A 26,986-nucleotide genomic window follows, 5' to 3' on the forward strand; every position below is an offset into this window, starting at 1 on the left:
AAACCAAAAGTTTTCTCGCTGCATTAAGTTTTAAATTTTTCTGTCTCTTTTTGATGAATTAAGAATTTTAATACCTACTTTAGTTTATCCGAAAATTATAATATTCAATTGACTATAAAATGCACGAGGTAGAACCATTTTCACTTTTTACGGAGCATGACATCTATTTATTTAAAGAAGGTCAACATTTCAGATTGTATGAAAAATTTGGTTCTCACGAGGCAGAATTAAATGGTAAAAAAGGAATTTATTTTTCAGTTTGGGCGCCTTTTGCGAAAATGGTTTCCGTGATAGGAAATTTTAACCAATGGAATTCTTACAGTCAACCACTTCTACCGCGTTGGGATGAATCTGGAATTTGGGAGGGTTTTATCCCGGAAATGAATTTGGGTGAAGTTTACAAATATGGCATTTTAACTAAAGAAAATATTCTTTTAGAAAAAGGAGATCCTTTCGCTTTCAGTTGGGAACAAAACGTTCAAGCAGCGTCTGTTATTACTTCAACATGGTTTGAATGGAAAGATGAAGACTGGTTGAAAGACCGTCATAAACATAATAATCTTTCAGCGCCCATTTCAGTTTATGAAGTTCACCTCGCCTCTTGGATGCGGGGAACTGACAATCCTGAGCAGTTTTTTAATTACAGAGAAATCGCCGAAAGATTAATTCCTTATTTAAAGGAAATGAATTTTACACATGTAGAATTTATGCCTGTGATGGAATATCCTTACGATCCAAGTTGGGGTTATCAAATTACAGGTTTTTTTGCGGCGACTTCACGTTTTGGTTCGCCACAAGATTTAATGTTTTTAATTAATGAATTACACAAAAATGAAATTGGAGTTTATTTAGATTGGGTTCCATCTCATTTTCCAGGCGATGCAAATGGTTTACACATTTTTGATGGTACACATTTATATGAGCACGAAGATCCGAGAAAAGGTTTTCATCCAGAATGGAAATCTTATATTTTTAATTATGGCAGACCGGAAGTTAAATCATTTTTAATTTCTAATGCTTTATTCTGGCTTGATCGTTTTCACGCCGATGGCTTGAGAGTTGACGCTGTCACTTCAATGCTCTATTTAGATTACGCCAGAAATGACGGCGAATGGGAACCAAATATTTTTGGTGGAAATGTGAATTTAGAAGCTAAAAAATTTCTTCAGGATTTTAACACGGCGGTTTATAAAGATTTTCCAGATGTAATGACAATTGCCGAAGAGAGTTCAGATTTTCCGTTGCTTACAAAACCTGTGAATCATGGTGGAATTGGTTTCGGTATGAAATGGATGATGGGTTGGATGCACGATACTTTAAAATATTTTAAACAAGATCCTATTGTTCGTAGAGATTTTCATCATAAATTGACTTTCGCATCAATGTACATGTACAAAGAAAATTACATGTTACCACTTTCTCATGATGAAGTTGTTCATGGAAAGAGCAGTTTAATTTATAAAATGCCGGGCGATGAATGGCAGAAATTTGCTAATCTTCGATCCATGTTTGTTTACATGTACACACATCCAGGCGCCAAATTACTTTTTATGGGTAATGAATTTGGACAAACGCATGAATGGAATTTCAGACAATCTTTGGATTGGCATTTGCTAAAATTTCCTTTACACAAAGGCTTACAGGATTTCGTGAAAGAACTTAATCTTTTATATAGAACCGAAGCCGCTTTATATGAGAATCAGTTTGATATAAATGGTTTTGAATGGGTTGAAGCCAATGATGAAGCCAATTCTATATTTATTTATCTTAGAAAAGGAAAGTCTGAAAACGACGTTATAATGGTTGTTTTAAATTTAACACCAAAAACTTTTGATTATAAAATCGGAGTCAATGAAGGCACTTTGTGGGAAGTTATTTTAAATTCTGATGATGAAAAATTTGGCGGAAGTGGCATCTCAGCAGATATTGTAGATGAGGAAAATGATTTGTGGATGCATCGACCAAACGCGATCATTTTAAAATTACCGCCTTTATCTGCCGTGATTTTAAAACAGAAAAAAATCTTAAAAAAATCTGTAAAGAAAACAGAAGAAAAGAAGACGGTTGATAAAGTTCAAACATTGAAACAAGAAAAACCTTTAGTAAAAACAGTTGCAAAAGCGAAATTAAAAGCAAGTGCAAAATTTCAAAATAATTAATCTATGACTATTTATCATCTTTCAATGGAATGTTATCCGGTCGCGAAAGTGGGCGGTTTGGCCGATGTTGTAGGAGCTTTGCCCAAATATCAAAACAAGATTAAAGGGATTAACGCAAAAGTGGTAATGCCTTGGTACAATAAAAGTTTTTTTTATAACCATAAATTTGAAATCGTTTTTGATGGCTGGATTCATCAATCCTTTCATACTTTTCAAGTTCAGGTGATGAAAGAAAAATATAATTCTTTGGGTTTTGAATTATATTTAATAAAAATTCCCGGACTTTTAGACCGAGATGATGTTTATGGTTATTGGGATGAAAGTCAACAATTTTTGGCTTTCCAGCATGGTATTTTACATTGGTTAAGTGCGATGCAGATTCGGCCAGATATAATACATTGTCATGATTATCACACGGGTTTAGTACCTTTTATGGTAGAAAATTGTCCTGATTTTAATTTTTTAAAAGGTGTTAAAACCATCGGAACTATTCATAATGGCGAATACCAAGGTCAGATGAAATGGGATATGAGCAATTATTTTCCTCGATTTGATGGCTGGAAATGGGGGCTTTTAGATTGGGAAGGTTACATTAATCCTTTGGCATGTATGATAAAATGTTGCCACGCTTTTACAGTGGTTTCAGACGGTTATCTGCAAGAGCTATTTCAAAGTTTTCGAGGTCTTGAAAACTTGATTCAGCAAGAACATAAGAAAGCATTTGGTATCATTAACGGTATTGACACGGAAGTTTGGAATCCTAAAACTGACGAAATGTTGACTTTCAATTTTGATATTAAAAATGCAGAAGAGGGAAAATTTAAAAATAAAAAACTGCTTTGCGAAACCTATGATTTAAATCCAGATTTACCATTATTCGGATTTATTGGAAGGTTTGCCACAGAAAAGGGTGCCGATTTATTACCCGAAATAGTTCGAAAAGGTATACAGCAAATGTACGGTGCTTTTAATATTATTGTTTTAGGTTCTGGAAATACTGCACTGGAAATTGAATTAAAAAATCTCAACCACACATTTACCAATTTCGCATTGGATCTAGGTTACAAAGAACATCTTTCACATCAAATTTACGCTTCGGCCGATTTTCTCTTGATGCCGTCACGCGTAGAACCTTGCGGATTAAATCAAATGTACGCGATGAGGTATGGAACTATTCCGCTGGTAAGATATATTGGTGGATTAAAAGATACTGTAGAAGATATTTCCACCGGCGGTTGTGGTTTAAATTTTGCAGAAGCAAAAACAGATGATGTTATTCATAATATGGATCGTGCGCTTCATATTTACAACCAAAAAGTTTTATTAAAATCACTTATTGAGGCCAACATGAAAAAAGATTTCTCTTGGGAAAATTCTGCACAGAATTACGTAGATTTATATCAGAATTAAATATTTTTGAAATATTATGAAACACAACGTTATATCGATAGTTTTGGGCGGTGGTAGAGGTAGCCGCTTGTTTCCACTCACCTATTCCCGGTCTAAACCCGCAGTTCCAATTGCAGGTAAATACCGTTTGGTAGATATTCCAATTTCAAATTGTTTAAATTCAGGTTATAATAAAATATTGGTTTTAACTCAGTATAATTCCGCGAGTTTAAATTCACATATTAAAAATTCTTACCACTTTGATACTTTTAGCAGAGGCTTTGTGGATATTTTAGCAGCTGAACAAAATGTGGAAAATGAAGAATGGTATCAAGGTACTGCTGACGCGGTTCGCCAATCCATGAAACATTTAGGAAAATATGATTACGATTATATTTTAATACTTTCCGGAGATCAACTATATCAGATGGATTTTCGCGAAATGATTGATTACCACTGTAAAAATAAAGCAGATATTACAATCGCAACAATTCCTGTAAATGCTTATGATGCTACAGGTTTTGGCATCTTAAAATCTGACGAAGAGGGAAATATTACATCTTTTGTAGAGAAACCAAATTCAGATGTTTTAGGTGAATGGAAAAGTCAGGTTTCTGAAAAAAGTCAAAATTCTGGTAAAGAATATTTGGCTTCCATGGGGATTTATGTATTTTCAAAAGAGGCTTTATTAAAAATGTTTAAGGAAGATGCAGGTGATGATTTTGGTGGGGAATTAATTCCAAACGGACTTGGAAACTACAAAATGTTAAGCTATCAATTTGACGGCTATTGGACAGATATTGGTACTATTGAATCTTTCTACGAAGCCAATATGGATTTAACACGAGAATTGCCACAGTTTAATTTATTTTCAGACAGTCCTATTTATACCAGAGCGCGTATGTTGCCGCCCTCAAAAATTAACGGGTCGTTCGTGAGCAAAGCAATTATTGCAGATGGATGCATCATTATGGCTGATAAAATAGAAAATTCTCTAATCGGAAATCGTGCTAGAATCCAGAAGGGCAGTAGTTTAAAAAACTGCTATATGATGGGCGCAGATTTTTATGAGAGTGAAGAAACTAAGGAAAGTAATAGAAATAACAATATGCCAAACATGGGTATCGGTGAGTATTCTCATATCGAGCAAGCGATTTTAGACAAAAATTGCCATATTGGTAATCATGTGAAAATTATTGGTGGTAAACATTTGCAAGATGGTGATTTTGAAAATCATTCAGTAAAAGATGGAATTGTCGTCATTAAAAAAGGCGCTGTGATCCATGATGGAACGCAGATTTTTTGATTAAAGTTTTTATAACAATGGATTTAAAATTTAAACTCATTTTTTTTTAAAATAATATCTTTGCAGGATTAGAAAAAATAGTATTTCTAAACGTTAATCCTAAAAAATAATTCATGCGTTGGTTTAAATTTATTGTGATTTTACTTGCTCTAGCATTTACGGGATTTTATATTTTCGCTTCTAATATGGATGAGACGAAAAGTTTCACTGCCCAGAAAGACCTTAATTATTCTGTTGAAAAGTTGTTCCCTCAGTTTAATAATTTACAAAATTTCACAAAATGGAATACATTTTTTAAAGGTCATAAAAATTATCATTATTCCTACTTTACCCCTTACGAAGGAAAAAATAGTGGACTTACTTATTATAATGAAAAAAATGAGCGTCAGGGTGATTTGTTTATTAAGTATGCAGCAAAAAACAGGTCGCTTCTTTATTATCTTTATACCTCTACCGCAGGTAATCCTTTCGTTTTTGAAATTACCTTCAAGAAAATTTCCCCTCAAAAAACAACAATTACCTATTTATTGCGAACGCCAAAAATACCGGTTTTTATCAGGCCTTTCCATGTTATTTCAGAAAATGATTTTAAAGAAAATTTGAGAGGAAGTTTAGTTAACTTATCTAATCTTCTAAGCAATAAAGTAGACAAAGATAACCAGATTGCAAGGCTTAAATTTGACAGCGTGATGGTTGAAAAGGAGGAAAATAACATACTTCTTGGTGTAAACGTTAGTTCTTCTAATAAAAAGGATGATTTAATAAAAAATATTGTTTTAAATCATAATAAAGTTAAAAATTTCCTTTTGACGGACCTGCACAAAGAAGATGATGAATTTGGAACACCCGTTTTAATTACCGATCCGAACGATTTTAAAAGCAAAACAATTTCTTACTATTACGGTTTTCCGCTTTCTAAAAAATTAACTGTAAATGATAACAATTTTATTTATAGATATTTAACACCAAAAAAATACCTCATTATTTATTATCAAGGAAATTATCAGGGAAGATTAAAAAGTTTACAGAAATTGATGACTGAGGCAAAAAATCAGCAGTTGAGGACGGGTCAGTTACACGAAACATTCTTGAAAAAACCAACTGAAACTGACGAAGAGACTATGAAAATGGCGCTGGAAATATTGTAAATTTTTGAAGCAAGACATAATTGATTTTTGCGAAATTTGTACCCGTTTTCCGCTATATCCCGCTTGGGCGGGGATGTCGCTTCACCCGGGGCTAAAAGTTTGTTTTAGATTTTTTTAAGATGATGAATTTGATTTTTTAAAAAAATAATGCTTCTGTGCAAAAGATAAAATCACGAACAAATTATCAGCATTTAAGGTATCTTTAACATATTTTTAGGTCGCAATATTCACATATTTTTGTTAAATTTGTAGATTAATAAGTATCAATAAAAAAACAGGTAATCTGTAACTAAATGGACAAATTTTCATTCCTGAATGCTGCACACGCTCAACTCATTGATGATCTTTATCAACAATATCTCACTTTCCCCGATTCTTTAGAACCATCTTGGAAATCTTTTTTCCAGGGTTTCGATTTTGCACTGGAAAATTATAGTGACGGGTCTTCTACGCAAGATCCTCAACCTTCAAACTTCATTGCACAAAATTTTACTTCCGGTGAAATGCCAGAAGATATTTTAAAAGAATTTCGTGTTGTAAATCTTATAGAGGCTTACAGAAGTAGAGGTCATTTATTTACAAAAACCAATCCTGTACGGGAACGTAGAAATTATTTTCCAAATTTAGATATAGAAAATTTTGGTTTAGATTCTTCAGATTTACAGAGATTTTTTAATTCTGCCGTTGAAACTGGGATGACCAAACCAGCAACTTTGCAGGATTTAATCAATCATTTAGAAAAAATATATTGTGATTCCATCGGGGTAGAATATATGCACATCAATAATGTAGAAGAAAAGCAATATATTCGAAATTGGATTCAGAAAAGTGAAAATCAGGCTGATCTTTCCAAAGATGAAAAAATTGAAATTTTAAAGAAATTAAATCAAGCTGTTGCTTTTGAAAACTATTTGCACACGAAATTTGTGGGTCAAAAAAGATTTTCATTGGAAGGTGGCGAATCTTTAATTCCCGCTTTAGACCAGTTAATTTCCCGCGCTTCAAAATTAGGGGTGAACGAGGTCGTTTTAGGTATGGCACATAGAGGAAGGCTTAATGTTTTAACTAATATTTTCCAGAAATCTTCTAAGCAAATCTTCTCAGAATTTGAAGGAAAAGAGTTTGAAGAGGACGTTTTCTCAGGTGACGTAAAATACCATTTAGGTGCTTCAAAAAAAATCACGACTGAATCTGGTGAAGAAGTTCGGATTAATTTAACACCGAACCCTTCGCATTTAGAAACCGTTGCTGCTTTGGTAGAAGGTATTTGCCGTGCAAAAGTTGATAATGAATTTAAAGGTGATTATAACCAGGTTTTACCGATAATCATTCACGGTGATGGCGCAATTGCCGGACAAGGAATTGTTTATGAAGTCGCACAGATGATGAATCTTGAAGGCTACAAAACGGGAGGAACGGTTCATATTGTTGTTAATAATCAGGTTTCTTTTACAACTAATTATTTAGATGCGAGAAGTTCGACTTATTGCACCGATATCGCAAAAGTGACAGATTCACCCGTAATGCATGTGAATGCAGACGATGTGGAAGCCGTTGTTCATGCTGTTAGATTTGCCGCAGATTTCAGAAAATCTTTTGGAAAAGATGTTTATATTGACCTTTTGGGTTACAGAAAATACGGCCATAATGAGGGTGACGAACCAAGATTCACACAACCTCATTTATATAGTTTAATTTCAAAACACCAAAATCCCAGAGAAATTTATAAAACTAAACTTCTGGAAGATAAAACACTTTCAACGGAGGTTTTAGATAAAATGGATAAAGAGTTTAAATCACTTCTTGATGAGAATTTTGACGCTTCGAAGCAAATAGAAAGAAATACAATGGACATTTTTATGCAGGAAGATTGGAAAGATTTTCCCTTGGATAAACCAGGTGATGTTTTAAAAGTTTATAATACTAAATTTGACATTGAAAAATTAAAACAATTAGCCACAAAAATTGCGACTTTACCGAGTGATAAAAAATTTATAAAGAAAATTTCCCGCTTGTTTGATAACCGTTTAAAGCAAGTCGAAACCAATACTTTAGATTGGGCACAAGGCGAACTTTTGGCATATGCCACATTATTATCAGACGGAAGTAGTATTAGAATTTCTGGTGAGGATGTTGAGCGTGGGACTTTCTCTCACCGCCATGCTGTTGTAAAAACGGAAGATGCCGAAGAAGAATATGTGCCTTTAAAACATATTTCAGACACGCAAAAATTTGATATTTATAATTCACTTCTGTCAGAATACGCTGTTTTAGGTTTTGATTACGGTTACGCTATGGTTTCTCCCAACACTTTAACTATTTGGGAAGCACAATTCGGTGATTTTGTTAATGGGGCGCAAATAATTATTGATCAATATTTGGTCGCCGCAGAAGACAAGTGGAAGTCACAAAATGGTTTGGTAATGCTTTTGCCACACGGTTCAGAAGGTCAAGGTGCAGAACATTCTTCGGCAAGATTAGAGCGCTTTTTAACGTTGGCTGCCAATGAAAATATTATTATTGCCAATTGTACCACTCCCGGAAATTATTTCCATCTTTTAAGACGTCAGCAAAAATTTCCTTTTAGAAAACCGTTGATTGTAATGACGCCAAAATCTTTGTTGAGGCATCCAAAAGTGATTTCTACTTTTGAAGACTTAGCGAATGGTGAATTTCAGCCAATTTTAGACGATGTTTCCGCTTCAGTTGATAAAACTGAAAAATTAGTATTTTGCTCAGGTAAGATTTATTACGATCTATTAGCTAAGAAAGAATTAATTAATGATGAGAAGGTGGCTTTGATTCGCTTTGAGCAAATTTATCCATTGCAGATGAATAAAATTGAGGAAATTTTAGAAAAATATAAAAACCGAAAAGAATTAATTTGGGCACAGGAAGAGCCAGAGAATATGGGCGCGTGGAGTTTTATGCTGAGACATTTCCGGGATCAAAATATTCAGGTTATTTCCCCGATTCCAAGTGGAAGTCCGGCACCTGGAAGTCATAAAAAATTCGAAATAAACCAGAACAATACCATCAACCGTGTATTCTCTACCAATGATGCTCCTACAAAACAACCATTAACTGCATAAAAATTTTTATTTTTGCACTGCTTTAAAATTATACAAACGAAATCTAAAAAATAAACAGATGTCTATATTAGAAATGAAAGTTCCGTCTCCTGGAGAATCTATCACAGAAGTTGAAATCGCAAGCTGGCTTGTGAAAGACGGCGATTACGTTGAAAAAGATCAGCCGATTGCAGAAGTAGATTCTGATAAAGCAACTTTAGAATTGCCCGCGGAAGAAAGCGGTGTAATTACTCTGAAAGCCGAAGAAGGCGATGTGGTTGCAGTTGGGCAAGTAGTTTGTTTAATAGATAGAGATGCTGCAAAACCAAGCGGTGAGCCAAAAGCGGCAGAGAAAGTTGAAGAAAAACCAATAGTTGCCGAAGCTCCAAAAGTAGAAAAAGCTGTTGAAGCACCAAAAGTTGAAACTTCTAAAACCTACGCAACAAATACACCTTCGCCAGCAGCGCGTAAAATTTTAGATGAAAAAGGGGTAAATCCCGCACAGGTTTTAGGAAGTGGAAGAGATGGTAGAATTATGAAAGAAGATGCAGAAAGTGCCTCCTTTCCAGCAATGGGAACTTCTAATAACGGTGGTTCGCGAGGTTCTACAACTTCCAGACTTTCAGTTCTAAGAAGAAAAGTAGCGGAAAGATTAGTGGCAGTAAAAAATGAAACTGCAATGCTGACTACTTTCAATGAAGTTGATATGAGTGAAATTTTTAGATTGCGAAAACAATATAAAGAAGAATTCGCTGCTAAACACGGTGTTGGTTTAGGTTTTATGTCATTTTTCACTAAAGCAGTTGTGAGAGCTCTAAAAATGTATCCTGAAGTAAATTCAATGATTGACGGAAATCAAATGGTTTCTTACGATTTTTGTGATATTTCTATCGCAGTTTCAGGACCGAAAGGTTTGATGGTGCCTGTTGTGAGAAATGCAGAGAATATGTCTTTTCGAAATATCGAATCTTCTATAAAAGAATTGGCGATAAAAGCGCGTGACGGAAAAATAACAATGGATGAAATGACTGGCGGAACTTTTACTATTACCAATGGAGGAACTTTTGGTTCAATGATGTCCACGCCGATTATTAACCCACCGCAATCCGCAATTTTAGGCATGCATAATATTTTACAAAGACCGATGGCAATTGATAACCAGGTTGTTATACGTCCAATGATGTATGTTGCAATGTCTTATGACCATAGAATCATTGATGGAAAAGAATCTGTTGGATTTTTGGTAGCTGTAAAAGAAGGAATTGATAATCCTGTTGAGATCTTAATGAACGGCGATGAAAGGAAAGCTTTAGAATTATAAATTTACCATTTTATATATCAAAAAATCCTGGCAATTTGTCAGGTTTTTTTTTGAAAAAAGGCGAGATTTTTGCTTCAGATAATAAAATTCATAAATGTACACCAAAACTACCCACAGTATTACAATTAACGTTCTTCCTGAATACGACATCAAAAATAGTTTTCCTTCCGAAAATAGATTTGTTTTTCGCTATAACATTGAAATATTTAATAATTCTGAGTTTATTATGAAAATAAACCGTAGAAAATGGATCATTTATGACGTAGGTTTTGGTTTTACGGAAGTATCAGGAGATGGAATAATTGGTTTAACACCTACAATTTTACCTGATGAAAGTTTCAGTTATTTTTCAAACGTGGTTTTAAGAAGTGGCGTGGGAACGATGACAGGAACTTACTTTATTACAGATATTAACTCTGAAAAAGCTTTGGAAATTACTATTCCTAAGTTTAATTTAATGGCGGAAGTTCTTAGCAATTAACATTACAATATTTTCAGATTCTTTTTAAAACTTTCATTAATTTCGTCATTTCTCGTGAGAAGCAAATGTTCAAAACCAAGTAGCGCAATTTTTGCGCAAACTTCAGCATCTGCACCTGCGCGATGGTGTGTAAATTCTATATCGTGCAATTCTGCTAAATGTTTTAAACCATATTTTGGCAGCATTTTCCAGGACTTTTTAGCAATTGAAATACTGCATAAATAATTTAATTTTGGTTTAAAAATCCCATAATAATCCAGACAACTTCTCATTACGCCTGCATCAAAACTAGCATTGTGTGCCAATATCAAATTCCCGTAAATTAATTCTTCCACTTCATACCAAATATCCGCAAATGTCGGTGCATCCGCAACTTCCTTTGGTTGAATGCCATGAACAGCAATGTTATAAGGATTAAAATAAGGAAAACTGGGTGGTTTTAAAAGCCAGTTTTTTGTTTCAACAATTTGTCCATTTTCCACGATACAAATTCCTAATTCACACGCAGAATTTCGGTCATTTGTCGCAGTTTCAAAATCTATGGCGCAGAAATTTATCATATAATATTTAAAAAAAATGTTTGAAAATAAGCCATTTACTTTGATAGTAATTCTTATCCTGAAATTTTCCACGAAGTTTTAAACTGCCTTTAAGTTGTTTGTAAAAACCAAAATGCGCCTTTAAAACTGCATTGAAATGAGGAAAACCATTTTTTAGTCCAAAATAAATTCCAGCAAATCCATCCAAAATTAAACGCAAAGGTAAAATCCAGAATAAAGATTTTGAAGGTAAATTTTTGAGCAACGTACTCAAATTATTTCTGATATTTAAAAATGTTTTATGCGCAGATTGTTTATTTAAAGTTCCGCCACCAACATGATAAATAGTCGATTTTCCACAGTAATAAATTTCCTTACCAATATTTTTTAGCCGCCAACAAAGATCAATTTCTTCCTGATGCGCAAAAAAGCGTGCGTCAAAACCATCCATCATTTTAAAATCATCTGCGCGAATAAAAAATGCACAGCCTGACGCCCAGAAAATTTCAGTTTCGTCATTGTATTGCCCTATATCTTCTTCCAGTTCTTCAAAAATTCTTCCTCTGCAATATGGGAAACCGAGATTATCAATTAAACCGCCTCCGGCGCCGGCAAATTCAAAATAATCCCGTCTATTATAATCTAATATTTTTGGCTGAATAGCGGAAATAGTTGGGTCTTTAAGAAATAGATTTATAATTGGTTGTAGCCAGTTTTCTGTGACTTCCACATCAGAATTTAAGAGACAAAATATATCACCTGGAATTTCTTTTAATCCTTCATTATAACCGCCCGCAAATCCTAAATTTTTTAAATTCTTAATGATAGAGACCGATTTAAAATTTTCTTCTAAAAATAAAATAGAATTATCTGTAGAACCATTATCAATAACATAAACTTGTGCCTGAGGTGAATTTGAAATTACATTTTGCAAAAACTTTTTTAGCCAAGAAACGCCGTTCCAATTTAATATTACGATACTGATTTTCATCTGACTTAAATTTAAGCTTCAAAATGTTTGATTAAGGCGCCATATTTCCATCTTCTGTGCGACCAAAGCCAATTATCAGGTCTTTTATTAATTGTGTTTTCCAGCAGTCTGTGAAATTTTTTAACTACTTCAAATTCTTCAAATTTTTCACCATCCGGATATATTCTATAATAATTGACTTGATAAAAGCCACGCTTCACTTTTTTCATTTCGCAGTAAACAAAAATTAAATCCATCCTTGTTGACAGTTTGTCATAACCGATGAAAGCCGGAGTAGGTTGATTAAGGAAATTAATCCCAAAATTAACTTCGCTTGAATGCGGCGTTTGGTCTGCTACAAACATGTAAATGGAATTTCCGTCATTTGGATTTCTTAAAATATGACGTATGACTTCTTTGGCCTCCACAGCTTTGTTGCCAAAACCATTTCTGATCATTTTCACCTTTTCTTCCCAAAAACTATTATTTACTTTTCTATAAACTGGATGGCAATTTTCTTGTGGCGTAATTCTAGTCAACGCTGTGAACCATTCCCAGTTAAAAACGTGGCCAGCTAATAAAATGACATTTTTACCCTCATTTTTTGCGTCGTGAAAAATATCTTGGTTTAAATGCTGCATTCTAACGCGTAGTTCAATATCATTGATGGTAAATGATTTTGCGGTCTCAGCAATATAATCTGAAAAATTTTTGTAAAACTTTTTTCTAATTTTGTTAATTTCAGTTGATGTTTTCTCGGGAAATGATTTTGTTAAATTTGTAGTAACTACTTTTTTTCTATAGCCGACTATGTAGTAACTTGTGAAAAAGACGAAGTCTGCAAATAAATATAAGATTTGCAACGGTAGCCGAGAAATAAGTAGGAGTATTTTAAATAAAAATTTCATAGATATAATCGCAAAGTTAATCATTACAAATAAATTACAATTAACCTAAAAACTTTATATTTACAAAAAAAAATGAAAGATTTAAAAATTCTAACTTACAGTGTATCCTTTGCTGCGTTTTCTTTATTGTCTTGCAATAAAAGCAAAACAGAAGTTGTGAGCAGCAATAAAGCAGACAGTTCTAAAGTGGTAAAAGACAGTGCAACAATTTTAGCCGATAAGAAAGCAACTGCAAAAGCTGAAATAGCTTCATTGCCAAAGATTTATAATCCTGAAGATAATGCGGACCAAAAAATTTCTGAAGCTGTAGCACAGGCCAAAAAAGAAAATAAAAATGTAATGATACAAGCTGGTGGAAATTGGTGTATCTGGTGTTTAAGATTTAATAATTATGTACAAACAACACCTGAATTAAAAGAAATGGTTGACAAAAATTACGTTTATTACCACTTAAATTATTCTCCAGAAGTAAAAAATGAGAAAATATTTGAAAAGTTTGGCAATCCAGGTAAAAAGTTTGGTTATCCAGTTTTCATTGTTTTAGATAAAAATGGAAAACAAATCCATACGCAAGACAGTTCTGTTTTAGAAGATGGAAAAGGGTATAGTTTAGAAAAAGTAAAAAAATTCTTTTCAGATTTTTCACCAAAGATCTAAAATTAAAAAGTCCCGAAAATTATTTTTCGGGACTTTTTTTTACATTAATTTCTTGATCCATTTTAATTTTTCCTTTGTGTAAGGCGGATATTTCAGATCCGGTTCGCCCCAAATTGATTTTGATAATACGGATTTTTGATGAGAAAAAGCATCAAATCCAAATTTTCCATGATAATGTCCCATCCCAGAACTTCCCACGCCACCGAATGGCAAATTATCATTTCCTAAATGCATCACTGTTTCATTAATGCAACCGCCGCCAAAGGAAATACGATGAGTAAAGAGTTCTTTTTCAGATTCATTATCTGTAAATAAATAGGCCGCCAAAGGTTTTTCGTGCGCTGCAATTTTTTCTAAGGCGTCTTCAAATTTTGTAAAAGTTAAAATAGGTAAAATAGGTCCGAAAATTTCCTCCTGCATCACTTCATCTTCCCAAGCTACATTGTCCATCAAAGTCGGTTCAATATATCTTTTTTCAGCATCAGTTTTTCCACCAAAAATCACTTTTTTAGCATCAATCAATTTAGTTAAACGTTCAAAATTTTTATCGTTAATGATTTGGGTATATTGTTCTGAACCTTCTGTGTAACTAAATTTTTCAATATATTTTTTCAAATTTTTAATCAATTCATCCTTTACGGAATTTTCCACTAAAATATAATCTGTGGCCACGCAAGTTTGTCCGGCATTTAAAAATTTTCCCCAAACTATTCTTTTTGCGGCAATATCTAAATCAGCTTTTTTTGAAACAATTGCAGGCGATTTTCCACCTAATTCCAAAGTTACAGGCGTCAAGTTTTTTGCAGCGGCTTCGTAAACTATTTTTCCTACGGTTGTAGAGCCGGTAAAAAATATTTTGTCAAATTTTAATTTTAATAATTCTGTAGTCTCTGGAACGCCACCTTCAGCCACAAATAAATAATTGGACGGAAAATTTTCATTGATAATTTTTGCCATCGCCGCGGAAGAGTGAAATGAAATTTCGCTCGGTTTTAAAATACAGGTGTTTCCCGAAGCCATTGCAGCAACCATAGGTGATAGCGAGAGTTGATAAGGGTAATTCCACGCGCCAATGACAAAAGTATTTCCCAACGGTTCGCGGTATATTTTACTGTTTCCTAATTGATTAACTATATTTGTCCATACTTTCTTCGGTTTCGAAAGTGATGATAAGTTTTTGATATAATATTCAATATCTTTTTTAACGAAAGAGATTTCCGTTAAAATAGTATCAAATTTTGATTTTCCAAAATCTTTTGCAATTCCCTCCAAAAGTAACTTTTCATTATCTTTCAACAACTCTTTTAATTTTTGAAGATTCTTTTTCCGAAAATCGATATCCTTTGTTTGTTGAGTATTAAAAAATTGTTTCTGACTGTTTAATATTTTCTGAAAATCCATTCTTTATTTTTAAAATTTAGAAGTAAATTTAGTTTAAAATGAGCATTAAATTTTCGAAAATTATTTAGTTATCTAAAATAAAATCTGAAGCTTTTTCACCAATCATGATACACGCTGCATTTGTATTCCCCGATACAATATCCGGCATAATTGAAGCATCTGCAACGCGAAGATTTTCAATACCGTGTACTTGTAATCTATCATTTACTACAGAATTCTCACCGTTACCCATTCTGCAAGTTCCAACTGGATGATAAAGTGTTTCCAATGTTTTTTTAATATGCTCGATTAATTCTTCATCTGTAGAATTTCTAGCCGGCCAGTTCATTTTTTTTAACCTTACATCATCAAAACTTGACGAATCAATTATCTTCATTGCTTTTTTTAAACCAATTAGTAATCTTTTAATATCATTTCTTTTCGATAAAAAATTTGGTTGAATAATTGGTGCGTCGCGACTGTCATTAGATTGTAATCCTACAAAACCTGAACTTTCTGGATGAATCAAGATTGCTAAAATCGTGTAACCATTTGTCGTAGGCAATGAAAAGGGATTATAAAGATCTGCTTTGTAATTATTTCCCATATGTAATGGCGAAAAATGAAATTGTAAATCAGGACTATTTTTATCTTCCGAAGATTTAAAAAATGTGGTCGTTTCAATTATTGAATGGTTCAGTAAAGATTCTTTTTTCCTAAAGTATTGAAATAAGTTATTAACGAACCCTGATTTTTTAATTATATTATTTAAACCATTTATCTTACTAAAATCACTCGTTCCTGTCCAAACGTGGTCTTTAAGATTTTCGCCAACTGCAGATAAATCTTTAACTAAATTGATATTAAACTTTTTCAATTCTTCTTTCGGACCAATTCCAGATACTTTTAAAAGTTGTGGTGATTGAATTGCTCCCGCGCAAAGAATTACTTCTTTGTTACAAAATATTTTTTCAGATGAGTTCTTTTCGGTAAAAATTTCAACACCGATTGCTTTTCCATTTTCAATTAAAATCCGCTTAACAAAAGTTTTTGCTTTAATAATTAAATTTTTTCGGGCTAAAATCGGTTTTAAAAATACATCATAAGTACTTTGTCGAACATTTTTATCAATTGTAAATTGTAAAAATGATGAGCCTTCTTGTTTTTCACCGTTATAATCTTCATTAAAATTTAAGTCATTTTCTTTACAGGCTTCAATGAAATTGTATGTTGATTTATTGTATTCTTTCCTTAATGAAACATTTAATTCACCGCTTTTCCCATGAAAATCATTATTAAAGGAATGATTATTTTCCGATTTTTTAAAATAGGGCAGAACAGATTTGTAATTCCAACCTTCATTTCCCATTTGTTCCCAAGAATTGTAATCTTTTGAGTTTCCGCGCACGTAAGCCATCGCATTTGTTGCACTGGAACCGCCTAAAGACTTCCCTCTCGGGATATAAATTTTTCGATTATTGACAAATTTTTGAGGTTCTGTAGAAAACGCCCAATCCATTTTACCGCGATTCAACAAACTATACCATCCGGGAATTTTTGATAAAAAACTGGGTTTCCCACCGGCTTCTAAAAGTAAGACAGAATTTTCAGGATTTTTACTTAATCTATTTGCTAAAACGCTTCCAGATGAACCTGCGCCAATAATTATATAATCAACAGTCATTTTTTAAAAATCTAATTTTTAAAGTTATTCATTTAATTCATTATTTTATATAAAGTGTATTTTTATGTAATGCGTTAAATAAGATGTTGATAAATAAAATTTATTTAAGAATGTTTAATTTTTATTTCTGCTTTTAAACAATTACTTTTGTGTCATTAAAAATTTAAAATGAATTCTTATAAAAATCCACTTGAAGAGCGATACTCAAGTGAAGAAATGCTTTTTAATTTTTCACCTAATAACAAGTTTCAAACTTGGCGCAAATTGTGGGTAGCCTTAGCAGAAATCCAAAAAGATTTAGGCTTAAATATTACCGATAAACAAATTTCTGATCTTAAAAATAATGTAGAAAATATTGATTATCAGGTTGCTGCGGATTATGAAAAAAAATTCCGGCATGATGTAATGGCGCACGTGCACACGTTTGGCGACGTCGCACCATCCGCACACGGGATTATTCATTTGGGTGCAACTTCCGCTTTTGTGGGGGATAACACAGATCTTATTCAAATTCGGGATGGTTTAAATATTTTAAAAGCGAAGTTAATTTCTGTAATGAATTCGCTTTCTACTTTTGCCTTAGAATACAAAGATTTACCAACGCTTGGTTTTACACATTTTCAACCGGCACAATTAACAACTGTTGGAAAACGTGCTACTTTATGGCTTCAAAGTTTGCTTTTAGATTTCGAAGAGTTAGAATTTTTTATTGATACTTTGCGTTTTCGCGGCGTAAAAGGAACCACGGGAACTGCCGCTAGTTTTTTAGAATTATTTGACGGCGATTACAGCAAAGTAAAGCATTTGGATAAAGAATTGTCGAGACGTTTTGGTTTTACTAATGTCTTTGGTGTTTCGGGACAAACTTATGACAGAAAAATTGATGCTAAAGCCATGTCGTTGTTATCGAATATTGCACAATCTGCGCATAAATTCAGCAATGATTTACGATTACTTCAAAACTTAAAAGAAATAGAAGAACCTTTTGAGAAAAATCAAATTGGTTCGTCAGCAATGGCTTATAAACGCAATCCCATGCGAAGTGAAAGAGTTGGCGCCTTGGCAAAATTTGTTATGTCATTGGCTTCAAGTTCGGCGATGGTTGCAGCTACGCAATGGTTTGAAAGAACTTTAGATGATTCTGCAAATAAGAGATTAACGATTCCACAAGCCTTTTTATCAGTCGATGCGATACTTTTGATTTGGGATAATATAATGAATGGTCTGGTGGTTTATCCCAATAGAATTAATAAGCACATTCAGGAAGAATTGCCTTTCATGGCGACTGAATATATTATTATGGAAGAAGTGAAAGCGGGTGGAAATCGGCAAGAAATTCATGAAAAAATCCGTATTCACTCGATGGAAGCGAGTAAAAAGGTAAAAGAGGAGGGTTTAGAAAACGATTTAATAGAAAGGATTATAAATGATGATTCGCTAAAATTAGATAAATCCAAATTAAAAAGTGGTTTAGATCCCCACAAATTTATCGGCTTTGCACCAATACAAACAGAGGAATTTATAAACTACGAAATAAAACCCGTACTTGATAAATACCGCCACTTAATCGGCTTAAAATCAGAACTTAAAGTATAATATAATGCAGTCTTTTTGGGCTGCATTTTTTATTTAAAAAGATATAAAATTAAAATGTAATTATAATCATGAACAAAAGAATTTTTATAGAAAAAAGAGGTTTATTTGACATTGAAAGTCCGGCTACGTTAGCTGAAATTAAAGATATTGCACCTTCTGTTTCTAACGTAAAAGTTTATAATATTTACGACTTATTTAATATTGAGGAAAAATATTTTCAAGAATTTGTTCAAAATACTTTATGCGATTCAGTTACTGATATTTTACATTTAGAAAATCCTACAAAATTTCCCTTTTTTGCAGTGGAGTTTTTGCCAGGTCAATATGATCAAAGAGCCGATTCTGCCGAACAATGCAGCGCGTTACTGACTGGAAATAATGACGTTAAAATCCGGAGTGGAAAATTAATTTCGGTCCCTGAAATTAATGATGAAGATTTAAAAAAAATTAAAGATAATTTCATTAATAAGGTAGAATCGCAGGAAAAAAATCTAAATATTTTAGAAGTTCCAGAACAAAATATTGCCTCCCAAGTTCCTATTTATAATAACTTTAATGATTTCGATGAGAGTGATTTGAAGGCTTTTTATGAAGAACATGGTTTTTCTTTTGGCTTTGATGATTTACAATTTATTCAGGATTATTTTAAATCTGAAAATCGAAATCCCACAGAAACAGAATTAAAGGTTTTAGATACTTACTGGAGTGATCATTGCCGCCATACTACTTTTGAAACGGAACTTACCGATATTGAATTTAAAGGTAATTTCTCTGAAGTTTTAAAAACTATTTTTAATGATTATTTAGATAAAAGAAAGTTTTTAGGAAGAGAAGAAAAACCAATTTCTCTAATGGATTTGGCAACAGTATGCGGAAAATATTTTTACAAAACAGGGAAATTAGATAATCTTGTCATCACTGATGAAATAAATGCCTGTACCATCCAAATCGAAGTTGAATATGACGGCAAGAAAGAACCTTGGTATTTGTTATTTAAAAATGAAACCCACAATCACCCAACAGAAATAGAACCTTTTGGTGGTGCTTCAACTTGTATTGGCGGCGCAATTCGTGATCCTTTATCCGGAAGAGCATTTGTTTACCAAGCGATGCGTTTAACTGGTGCGGGAAATATTTTAGAACCAGTTTCTGAAACTTTAGCAGGAAAATTACCTCAAAGAATTATTTCTAAAAAAGCCGCAAATGGCTATTCTTCCTATGGAAATCAAATAGGCTTAGCGACAACTTCTGTTAATGAAATCTACCACGAAGGTTATAAAGCCAAAAGAATGGAAGTAGGTTTTGTGGTGGGCGCCGTTCCAAAAAATTGGGTACGTCGCGAAAAGCCTGAAAAGGGTGATTTAGTAATTGTTTTAGGCGGTGCAACAGGTCGGGATGGAGTAGGTGGTGCAACTGGAAGTTCGAAAGAGCAGGATGAAAACGCGATTCATCAACTTTCCACAGAAGTTCAGAAAGGAAATGCGGTGGAAGAAAGAAAGATTCAGCGCTTATTTCGCAATCCTGAAGTCACAAAATTAATTAAAAAATGCAACGATTTTGGAGCGGGTGGTGTTTCTGTAGCAATTGGGGAAATAGCTGATTCACTGGAAATTAACTTAAATAATTTGCATCTTAAATACGATGGTTTAAATGGAACAGAACTCGCTATTTCTGAGTCTCAGGAAAGAATGGCAGTTGTAATTGAAGCTAAAGATAAAACGGCGTTTATTAACCTTTGTAAAGTCGAAAATCTCATGGCGGTTGAAGTTGCCAAAGTTACTGACAGCAATAGAATGCAGATATTTTGGCAAAACAAAAAAATTGTTGATTTGAGCCGCGAATTCTTAGAGACAAATGGTTGTGCAAAGAAACAAAGCGTACAAGTTTCTCATTTAAAGGAAATTAGCTTAGATAATTTAGTTTTTAATGAAAATAATTTTTATAAAAAACTAGCTGAAAAAAATTCTGCGTCTCAAAAAGGATTGCAGGAGATGTTTGATTCTACAGTTGGCGGGACAACAGTTATGGTTCCTTTAGGTGGAAAATTTCAGAACACTGAAATGGAAGGAAGCGTACAGACTTTACCGGTTTTAAATGCAAAAAATATAAAAACAGTTTCTTTAGCAAGTTGGGGTTTTGATGCTGAAATTTCAGAGCAAAATACTTTGGTTGGTGCAAGTTTAGCAGTCGTAGAAAGCGTTGCCAAGATTGTCGCAATGGGCGGGAATTATAAAAATATAAGACTAAGTTTTCAAGAATATTTTGAAAAATTAGGTAATGTTCCTGAAAAGTGGGGGAAACCTTTATCTTCTTTAATTGGAGCATATGATGCACAAATGAAATTAGGTTTGGCTGCAATTGGGGGCAAAGATTCTATGAGCGGAACTTTTCAGGATATTAATGTGCCACCAACCTTGATTTCTTTCGCTTGTGCCAATGGAATTATTGATACTATTATTTCGCCAGAATTTAAACACGCTGGAAATTTCATTTATCATTTTAAAGCAAATTATGATGAAAATGGCTTACCAAAATATGCTGAATTAATTAAAATTTTCGATTTTATTTATTCTAATATTTCTGCTAAAAAAATCATTTCCGTTAAAACTATTAAAGATGGCGGCGTAGCAGTTGCGCTGGCTAAAATGTCGTTTGGTAATCTTTTAGGTGCTGAAATTAATTTAGATAATGATTTACTTTTATCTAAAAATATTGGCGGTCTTTTAATTGAAAGTACTGAGCAATTTGATTTTAATTTACTTAAACTTATAGGTGAAGTAAAAAATAATGAGTCATTGAAAATCAATGATTTAGAATTTAATATTAATAAATTACTTGAAGTTAATACGTTTACATTTGAAAGTGTTTATCCAACGGTAGAAAGCGAAAAGATTATCATTGAGTTTAGTGAAAATTTGCAGGGTACAAATCAAAGATCAATTAATATTATTTCGCACAATATTGGAATACCGCAAGTTTTTGCACCAATTTTTCCGGGAACCAATTGTGAGTATGAAACCCAAAATGCTTTCCGAAAAGAAGGTGCGAAAGTGGATAGTTTACCTTTCGTAAATCTAAGCCATCAAAGTATGGAAGAATCCATCGAGAACTGGGTGAAAAAAATTAAACAATCTCAGATTTTAGTTTTTTCTGGAGGATTTTCCGCCGGTGATGAGCCTGATGGTTCGGCAAAATTTATGGTAAATGTTTTAAAGAATAACAGAATGAAAGATGCTATTCATGAGTTTTTAGATAAGGATGGTTTAATTTTAGGAATTTGCAATGGTTTTCAAGCACTTGTGAAATCTGGATTGTTGCCTTTCGGTCAGATTAAAACTTTAGACGAAAATGCGCCAACTTTAGCACATAACGCGATTGGAAGACATATTTCCCAGATGGTCAACGTGAAAGTTATTAATGATAAATCGCCTTGGTTGTCGGGAATGAAAGATGAAATTTATACAATTCCAGTTTCTCATGGAGAGGGTCGTTTTATGGCTTCAAAGGAAATTATTGAGCAATTATATAAGAATGGACAAATCGCGACGCAATATGTAGATTTTGAATGTAGACTTGCACATGGTATGCCTTTTAATCCAAATCAATCCCTTTTCGGAATTGAAGGAATCACAAGTGAAGGTGGTAAAATTTATGGTAGAATGGGACATACCGAGAGATACAGTGAAGGTTTATTAAAAAATATTCCTTCCGCGAACTATCATAACATATTTAAAAATGGCGTTGATTATTTTAAATAATATAAGCGATTTGTATTATATTTAAAGTTATAAGCAAATTGTATTATAAAATAAATTATAAGTGATTTGTATTATAAAATGAATTATAAGTAAATTAACTTATAATTGTTGTATTTTTGAGATATGGAAGCAGTAATTACAGGCGACATTGTAAATTCGCAAAAAGTAGATTCAAAAAAGTGGTTAAAGGCTTTGGAGATTGCTATTGGTGAGGATTTTAAAAATCAGCAAAAGTGGGAGATTTTTCGTGGTGACGAATTTCAATATTATATTGAGGACGCAAGAGAAGTTTTTTTAATTATTTTGAAGTTAAAATCACAGATTAAAATGATCAAAAATTTAGATATCAGAATATCTATAGGATTTGGCACAAGGGATTTGGCAATGAAGAAGGTTTCACTTTCTAATGGAAGTGCTTTTGTAAATTCAGGTAGAAATTTTGAAAATTTAAAGAAGGAAAAAATTAATTTGCTTGTAAATTCTGATAATAAAAATTTTGATGATGACCTAAATTTAATTTTTAGCTGGGCTTCAGAAACCATGGATAATTGGACACCGCCAGTTGCAGAAACAGTTTTCGAACTTTTAAAAAATAAAAATATAACCCAAGACGAACTCGCTAAGAAATTAAATATTTCACAATCGTCAGTCAGTCAAAGATTTAAAAGAGCGAATTATAATCTAATTTTAGAAACAGATACTTATTTTAGAAAAAAATTAGCAGAATTATGATTTTTTTAAAACTCATATTAGCACATTTATTGGGAGATTTCATTTTCCAGCCAGACAAATGGGTGCTTGATAAAGAGCAGAAAAAAATCAAAAGCAAGTACTTGTATTTCCATGTTTTACTTCATATTTTATTCGTATTTATTTTTCTTTGGGATTTAAGTTTATGGTATCTTCCTTTGATAGTGGGTTTTTCTCATTACTTAATTGATGTTTTAAAATTATATTTTCAGACCAGAAAGACAAAAAGATGGTGGTTTTTTTTAGATCAGTTTTTACATTTTGTGGTAATTTTTGTAATTTCTGCTTACTATAAAGAAATTGATTTTAATTATTTACAAAATCCTTTTTTTCTAAAATACCTTGTAGCAGCTGTTTTTTTAACGGTTCCAACTTCTATTTTTATCAAAAATTTATTAGCTGCATGGTCACCAATAACTATTGAACACAGTAAAATACAAACAGATTCACTAGTAAATGCAGGAAAATATATCGGAATTTTAGAAAGACTTTTGGTTCTCACATTTATAATCATAAATCATTGGGAAGGCGTCGGTTTTATGATTGCCGCAAAATCTGTTTTTAGATTTAGTGATTTGGCCGAAGCAAAAAAGAGAAAATTGACGGAATACGTTTTAATTGGAACTTTATTAAGTTTTGGGATTGCCGTAATAACAGGAATTATAGTTAATGTTTTTTAAATAAATAAAATTAAAAAAATGCAAAAAGGAGAAATGCTTTATGAGGGAAAAGCTAAGCAAATCTATGCTACAGATTTGGAAAATGAAGTTATTGTGAAGTTTAAAGACGATGCGACGGCTTTTAATGCACAAAAGCGTGGAAGTTTTGATCGTAAAGGCGAAATGAATAACGCAATTACGACGCTTATTTTCGAATATTTAAATGAAAATGGTATCGAAACGCATTTTATCAAGCAGTTGAATGACCGTGAACAATTGGTGAAAAAAGTGAAGATAATTCCGATAGAAATGGTTGTGCGTAATTATTCTGCTGGAAGTATGGCGCAAAGATTAGGCATTGAAGAAGGGATCAAATCACCGGTTACCATTTTTGATTTATGTCTTAAAGAAGACAAACTTGGCGATCCGTTAATCAATGATTTTCATGTACTATTCCTCGGTTTAGCGACAAGAGAAGAATTAGATGAAATGTACCGTTTGACAAATAAAATCAACGAAATTTTAAAAGAATTATTCGATAGAATGAATATTATCTTAGTTGATTTTAAAATTGAACTTGGAAAAACAGCAGATGGTAAAATTATTTTAGCTGACGAAATTTCACCGGATACTTGTCGACTTTGGGATAAAGACACCATGAAAAAATTAGACAAAGACAGATTTAGACGAGATTTAGGAGATGTTACAGAAGCGTATGTTGAAATTTATGACCGTCTGAAAATTGCTTTAAATAAATAAAAATTTAAACCTTTAAAGGGTTTAACAAAATAAAAAAAATGTCAATCCATCAAAAATATAAAGAAGATTATTTAGATCAATTTAAGGACAGACCTTATGCGAGAAATTTTTTAAAAGAAAAAACGACAGATTCGCCGTCGGAAGAATGCGGTATTTTTGGTTTGTATTCCGAAAATGCGATTGATACGTTTTCACTTTCCCAATTTGGACTTTTTGCCTTGCAGCATCGCGGTCAGGAGGCTTGCGGAATTTCGGTGATGAAAGAAGGCAAAATTGTCAATTTAAAAGAAGAAGGTTTAGTTTTAGATTTTTTTAAAAGTATCAGAGATCCTGAAACATTTATGGGAAATTCTGTGATCGGACACACCAGATATACAACGGCTGGTGATAAAAAGAAGTACAACTTCCAGCCATTTTATGCTAAAAATGAATATGATCAAATTATTTTATCAATTGCTCATAATGGAAATCTGACCAATGCCAAAGAATTAAAAAAAGAGTTGGAAGCAGAAGGCGTTGTTTTTCGCGCAACGTCCGATTCAGAAGTGATTTTAAGATTGATTCAAAAACATTTAGATTTAGGTTTACGAGCAGCTATAAAAATTACCATGGAAAAGATTGAAGGTGCTTATTCTGTTGTCGGAATGACACGCAATAAATTTTTCGCCTTTCGTGATTTTAATGGAATACGCCCACTGGTTTTAGGTGCAATTGATGAGAAAACTTTCGTTTGCGCGTCTGAAACTGTTGCTTTAGATGCAATTGGTGCGCAATATGTGCGAGATATTCTACCAGGAGAAATCGTGTATACCAGTGAAAATGAAAGTGGTTTAAAATCTTTTATGGCAAAGGAAGATTGTGTTAATAAAATTTGCTCTTTTGAATACATTTATTTTGCGCGGCCAGATTCTATTTTAGAAAATATTAATATTCATGAAATTAGGGAAAAATCTGGTGAGAAAATTTGGGAACAAGCACCTGTTGAAGCAGATATTGTAATTGGTGTTCCGGACTCTGGCGTTCCTGCCGCCATCGGTTTTTCTAAAGCCAGTGGAATCCCTTTTCGTCCTGTTTTAATTAAAAATCGTTACATCGGCAGGTCGTTTATCGTGCCTACACAAGAGATGCGCGAGAGAGTTGTCAATCTGAAACTAAATCCTATTGTTTCTGAAATAAAAGGAAAGCGGGTAGTTATTATTGACGATTCCGTTGTACGTGGAACCACGGCAAAACGCTTAGTAAAAATTTTAAGAGAATGTGGCGCGAAAGAAATTCATTTCCGAAGTGTATCGCCACCAATCATCGCACCTTGTTTTTTGGGAATAGATACGCCTTCAAAGGACGAATTAATTTCCGCTAATATGTCAGTTGGAGAACTGAAAGATTATTTAGGAGTTGATTCTTTAGAGTTTTTGAGCGTGGAAAATTTAATTGGCATTTTGGGTTCAGCAAATCACTGCTTCGGATGTTTTACAGAAATTTATCCTGTAAAAAAAGGGGAAGAAAGTATATTATTTTAATTCTTGAAAAAAAGGGTGTTTTTCCTTATTTATACTTACAAATAGTTTATACCTTTGTTATCAGATACTTATAAGTAAATTAGAAAGATTGAAACACTAAAAAAACACAAATAGTGGAGAAAAGAATTAGCCTCAGTTATTAATTTAATTGGGGTTGATTTTTGCAGTATAGTTCTGAAAAGCTTCCTCTAAAGTAGAAAATTTTGCTTGAAAGTCTGCAATCGCACAATCTTGAATAATTGAACCATTGTCAATTAAAATGACCCTTGTACAAATTGCTTCCACTTCTTGCATAATATGCGTTGAAAGCAAAACGGTCTTTTTTTGTCCAATTTCCTGAATTATTTTTCTAATTTCAACAATTTGGTTCGGATCCAATCCGTTGGTTGGTTCATCTAAGATCAGCAATTCGGGTTCGTGGATAATCGCTTGAGCAATGCCAACTCTCTGCTGAAATCCTTTAGATAGCTGATGAATTTTTTTAGATTTTTCAGGGGTTATTCCTAAACTTTCAATGATACTTTCAATTTTATCTTTTGAAATATGATGTAATTCTGCCACGAAGTTTAGATATTCTTTCACATACATATCTTTGTAAAGAGGATTATCTTCTGGTAAAAAACCTATTTTTTTCTTCGTATTTGTTTCTTCTAATGTAAAATCTTTTCCATCAAATAAAATTTGGCCTTCGTCAATTTTTATTGCCCCGACCATACTTTTCATTAAAGTCGATTTTCCAGCGCCATTTGGGCCCAAAAGACCAATTATTTCGTGACCATGGCTAGAAATATTTATAGAATTTAACGCGGTTTGTGCACCAAATTTCTTTGTCAGATTTATAATGTCAATTGTCATTTATTGAAATATTCCGGCGTTTTTATTTTTAATAAATATAAGCGGTAAATCTAAGAAAATAAAGGATAAAAAAAAG

Annotated in this window: 20 protein-coding genes; 14 read left to right on the forward strand and 6 right to left on the reverse strand. The window is 32.9% G+C overall.

Going from position 1 to position 26,986, the window contains the following annotated elements; genetic code table 11:
* The first annotated feature begins 119 nt into the window (after nucleotides 1-119).
* The 7 genes from glgB (at nucleotide 120) to apaG (ending at nucleotide 10,875) form a co-directional block, all read left to right on the forward strand.
* On the forward strand, nucleotides 120-2,159 hold the full coding sequence (gene glgB / locus ACVBED_RS03615) for a 1,4-alpha-glucan branching protein GlgB (RefSeq protein ID WP_473094514.1): 2,040 nt from the start codon (nucleotides 120-122) through the stop codon (nucleotides 2,157-2,159).
* A 3-nt stretch (nucleotides 2,160-2,162) separates the two neighbouring features.
* On the forward strand, nucleotides 2,163-3,569 hold the full coding sequence (locus ACVBED_RS03620; RefSeq protein WP_473094515.1) for a glycogen synthase: 1,407 nt from the start codon (nucleotides 2,163-2,165) through the stop codon (nucleotides 3,567-3,569).
* A 16-nt stretch (nucleotides 3,570-3,585) separates the two neighbouring features.
* The gene (locus ACVBED_RS03625) at nucleotides 3,586-4,854 is read left to right on the forward strand and encodes a glucose-1-phosphate adenylyltransferase (RefSeq protein ID WP_473094516.1); all 1,269 of its coding nucleotides are present in this window, start codon (nucleotides 3,586-3,588) and stop codon (nucleotides 4,852-4,854) included.
* 113 nt (nucleotides 4,855-4,967) lie between these two features.
* The gene (locus ACVBED_RS03630; protein WP_447119544.1) at nucleotides 4,968-6,002 is read left to right on the forward strand and encodes a polyketide cyclase; all 1,035 of its coding nucleotides are present in this window, start codon (nucleotides 4,968-4,970) and stop codon (nucleotides 6,000-6,002) included.
* A gap of 293 nt (nucleotides 6,003-6,295) precedes the next feature.
* Nucleotides 6,296-9,094: a 2-oxoglutarate dehydrogenase E1 component gene (locus ACVBED_RS03635; protein WP_447119546.1), complete on the forward strand. Its 2,799-nt coding sequence runs from the start codon at nucleotides 6,296-6,298 to the stop codon at nucleotides 9,092-9,094.
* 58 nt (nucleotides 9,095-9,152) lie between these two features.
* Complete coding sequence (odhB, locus tag ACVBED_RS03640; protein ID WP_447119548.1) at nucleotides 9,153-10,394, forward strand: 2-oxoglutarate dehydrogenase complex dihydrolipoyllysine-residue succinyltransferase; 1,242 nt, start codon at nucleotides 9,153-9,155, stop codon at nucleotides 10,392-10,394.
* 94 nt (nucleotides 10,395-10,488) lie between these two features.
* The gene (gene apaG / locus ACVBED_RS03645; RefSeq protein ID WP_447119549.1) at nucleotides 10,489-10,875 is read left to right on the forward strand and encodes a Co2+/Mg2+ efflux protein ApaG; all 387 of its coding nucleotides are present in this window, start codon (nucleotides 10,489-10,491) and stop codon (nucleotides 10,873-10,875) included.
* 2 nt (nucleotides 10,876-10,877) lie between these two features.
* Here the strand turns inward: apaG and ACVBED_RS03650 are convergent, their stop codons facing one another.
* The 3 genes from ACVBED_RS03650 to ACVBED_RS03660 are packed head-to-tail and all read right to left on the reverse strand — an operon-like array spanning nucleotide 10,878 to nucleotide 13,292.
* Nucleotides 10,878-11,435: a 3'-5' exonuclease gene (locus ACVBED_RS03650; RefSeq protein ID WP_447119551.1), complete on the reverse strand. Its 558-nt coding sequence runs from the start codon at nucleotides 11,433-11,435 to the stop codon at nucleotides 10,878-10,880.
* 7 nt (nucleotides 11,436-11,442) lie between these two features.
* Nucleotides 11,443-12,405 carry a glycosyltransferase family 2 protein gene (locus ACVBED_RS03655; protein ID WP_447119553.1) on the reverse strand — a complete coding sequence of 321 codons (963 nt, stop codon included), beginning with the start codon at nucleotides 12,403-12,405 and terminating at the stop codon, nucleotides 11,443-11,445.
* 11 nt (nucleotides 12,406-12,416) lie between these two features.
* Entirely contained in the window at nucleotides 12,417-13,292 is an 876-nt protein-coding gene (locus tag ACVBED_RS03660) for a lysophospholipid acyltransferase family protein (protein WP_473094517.1), read from the reverse strand.
* A 72-nt stretch (nucleotides 13,293-13,364) separates the two neighbouring features.
* Here ACVBED_RS03660 and ACVBED_RS03665 point away from each other — a divergent pair, with 72 nt between their 5' ends.
* Nucleotides 13,365-13,949: a thioredoxin family protein gene (locus tag ACVBED_RS03665; RefSeq protein ID WP_447119555.1), complete on the forward strand. Its 585-nt coding sequence runs from the start codon at nucleotides 13,365-13,367 to the stop codon at nucleotides 13,947-13,949.
* A 39-nt stretch (nucleotides 13,950-13,988) separates the two neighbouring features.
* On the opposite strand, the gene ACVBED_RS03670 is transcribed toward ACVBED_RS03665, so the two are convergent.
* Nucleotides 13,989-15,350 (reverse strand): aldehyde dehydrogenase, encoded by a 1,362-nt coding sequence (locus tag ACVBED_RS03670; RefSeq protein WP_447119557.1) that lies wholly within the window; start codon nucleotides 15,348-15,350, stop codon nucleotides 13,989-13,991.
* 64 nt (nucleotides 15,351-15,414) lie between these two features.
* Entirely contained in the window at nucleotides 15,415-17,013 is a 1,599-nt protein-coding gene (locus ACVBED_RS03675; protein ID WP_473094518.1) for a GMC family oxidoreductase, read from the reverse strand.
* 168 nt (nucleotides 17,014-17,181) lie between these two features.
* Here ACVBED_RS03675 and purB point away from each other — a divergent pair, with 168 nt between their 5' ends.
* The 6 genes from purB to purF all read left to right on the forward strand — a co-directional run bounded on the left by purB (nucleotide 17,182) and on the right by purF (nucleotide 26,055).
* Nucleotides 17,182-18,609 carry an adenylosuccinate lyase gene (gene purB, locus ACVBED_RS03680; protein WP_473094519.1) on the forward strand — a complete coding sequence of 476 codons (1,428 nt, stop codon included), beginning with the start codon at nucleotides 17,182-17,184 and terminating at the stop codon, nucleotides 18,607-18,609.
* A 68-nt stretch (nucleotides 18,610-18,677) separates the two neighbouring features.
* Nucleotides 18,678-22,367, forward strand: a complete 3,690-nt coding sequence (locus ACVBED_RS03685; protein ID WP_447119559.1) for a phosphoribosylformylglycinamidine synthase — start codon at nucleotides 18,678-18,680, stop codon at nucleotides 22,365-22,367.
* Nucleotides 22,368-22,490: 123 nt separating this feature from the next.
* Nucleotides 22,491-23,099, forward strand: a complete 609-nt coding sequence (locus ACVBED_RS03690; RefSeq protein ID WP_447119561.1) for a SatD family protein — start codon at nucleotides 22,491-22,493, stop codon at nucleotides 23,097-23,099.
* On the forward strand, nucleotides 23,096-23,797 hold the full coding sequence (locus ACVBED_RS03695; protein ID WP_473094520.1) for a DUF3307 domain-containing protein: 702 nt from the start codon (nucleotides 23,096-23,098) through the stop codon (nucleotides 23,795-23,797). Before ACVBED_RS03690 ends, ACVBED_RS03695 begins: the two co-directional genes overlap by 4 nt.
* 18 nt (nucleotides 23,798-23,815) lie before the next feature.
* Entirely contained in the window at nucleotides 23,816-24,535 is a 720-nt protein-coding gene (gene purC / locus ACVBED_RS03700) for a phosphoribosylaminoimidazolesuccinocarboxamide synthase (protein ID WP_473094521.1), read from the forward strand.
* A gap of 38 nt (nucleotides 24,536-24,573) precedes the next feature.
* A complete protein-coding gene (gene purF, locus ACVBED_RS03705) occupies nucleotides 24,574-26,055 on the forward strand; it encodes an amidophosphoribosyltransferase (RefSeq protein ID WP_473094522.1) in 1,482 nt (493 codons plus the stop codon).
* A gap of 144 nt (nucleotides 26,056-26,199) precedes the next feature.
* Here purF and ACVBED_RS03710 read toward each other — a convergent pair whose 3' ends face one another.
* Complete coding sequence (locus tag ACVBED_RS03710) at nucleotides 26,200-26,910, reverse strand: ABC transporter ATP-binding protein (protein ID WP_447119565.1); 711 nt, start codon at nucleotides 26,908-26,910, stop codon at nucleotides 26,200-26,202.
* Nucleotides 26,911-26,986: the final 76 nt, after the last annotated feature.

It is taken from the genome of Halpernia sp. GG3, from assembly GCF_052976925.2.

Bases quoted from the DNA above. Each gene is read 5' to 3' on its own strand.
- glgB (WP_473094514.1), top strand. From the start codon at position 120: ATGCACGAGGTAGAACCATTTTCACTTTTTACGGAGCATGACATCTAT.
- ACVBED_RS03620 (WP_473094515.1), top strand. From the start codon at position 2,163: ATGACTATTTATCATCTTTCAATGGAATGTTATCCGGTCGCGAAAGTG.
- ACVBED_RS03625 (WP_473094516.1), top strand. From the start codon at position 3,586: ATGAAACACAACGTTATATCGATAGTTTTGGGCGGTGGTAGAGGTAGC.
- ACVBED_RS03630 (WP_447119544.1), top strand. From the start codon at position 4,968: ATGCGTTGGTTTAAATTTATTGTGATTTTACTTGCTCTAGCATTTACG.
- ACVBED_RS03635 (WP_447119546.1), top strand. From the start codon at position 6,296: ATGGACAAATTTTCATTCCTGAATGCTGCACACGCTCAACTCATTGAT.
- odhB (WP_447119548.1), top strand. From the start codon at position 9,153: ATGTCTATATTAGAAATGAAAGTTCCGTCTCCTGGAGAATCTATCACA.
- apaG (WP_447119549.1), top strand. From the start codon at position 10,489: ATGTACACCAAAACTACCCACAGTATTACAATTAACGTTCTTCCTGAA.
- ACVBED_RS03650 (WP_447119551.1), bottom strand. From the start codon at position 11,435: ATGATAAATTTCTGCGCCATAGATTTTGAAACTGCGACAAATGACCGA.
- ACVBED_RS03655 (WP_447119553.1), bottom strand. From the start codon at position 12,405: ATGAAAATCAGTATCGTAATATTAAATTGGAACGGCGTTTCTTGGCTA.
- ACVBED_RS03660 (WP_473094517.1), bottom strand. From the start codon at position 13,292: ATGAAATTTTTATTTAAAATACTCCTACTTATTTCTCGGCTACCGTTG.
- ACVBED_RS03665 (WP_447119555.1), top strand. From the start codon at position 13,365: ATGAAAGATTTAAAAATTCTAACTTACAGTGTATCCTTTGCTGCGTTT.
- ACVBED_RS03670 (WP_447119557.1), bottom strand. From the start codon at position 15,350: ATGGATTTTCAGAAAATATTAAACAGTCAGAAACAATTTTTTAATACT.
- ACVBED_RS03675 (WP_473094518.1), bottom strand. From the start codon at position 17,013: ATGACTGTTGATTATATAATTATTGGCGCAGGTTCATCTGGAAGCGTT.
- purB (WP_473094519.1), top strand. From the start codon at position 17,182: ATGAATTCTTATAAAAATCCACTTGAAGAGCGATACTCAAGTGAAGAA.
- ACVBED_RS03685 (WP_447119559.1), top strand. From the start codon at position 18,678: ATGAACAAAAGAATTTTTATAGAAAAAAGAGGTTTATTTGACATTGAA.
- ACVBED_RS03690 (WP_447119561.1), top strand. From the start codon at position 22,491: ATGGAAGCAGTAATTACAGGCGACATTGTAAATTCGCAAAAAGTAGAT.
- ACVBED_RS03695 (WP_473094520.1), top strand. From the start codon at position 23,096: ATGATTTTTTTAAAACTCATATTAGCACATTTATTGGGAGATTTCATT.
- purC (WP_473094521.1), top strand. From the start codon at position 23,816: ATGCAAAAAGGAGAAATGCTTTATGAGGGAAAAGCTAAGCAAATCTAT.
- purF (WP_473094522.1), top strand. From the start codon at position 24,574: ATGTCAATCCATCAAAAATATAAAGAAGATTATTTAGATCAATTTAAG.
- ACVBED_RS03710 (WP_447119565.1), bottom strand. From the start codon at position 26,910: ATGACAATTGACATTATAAATCTGACAAAGAAATTTGGTGCACAAACC.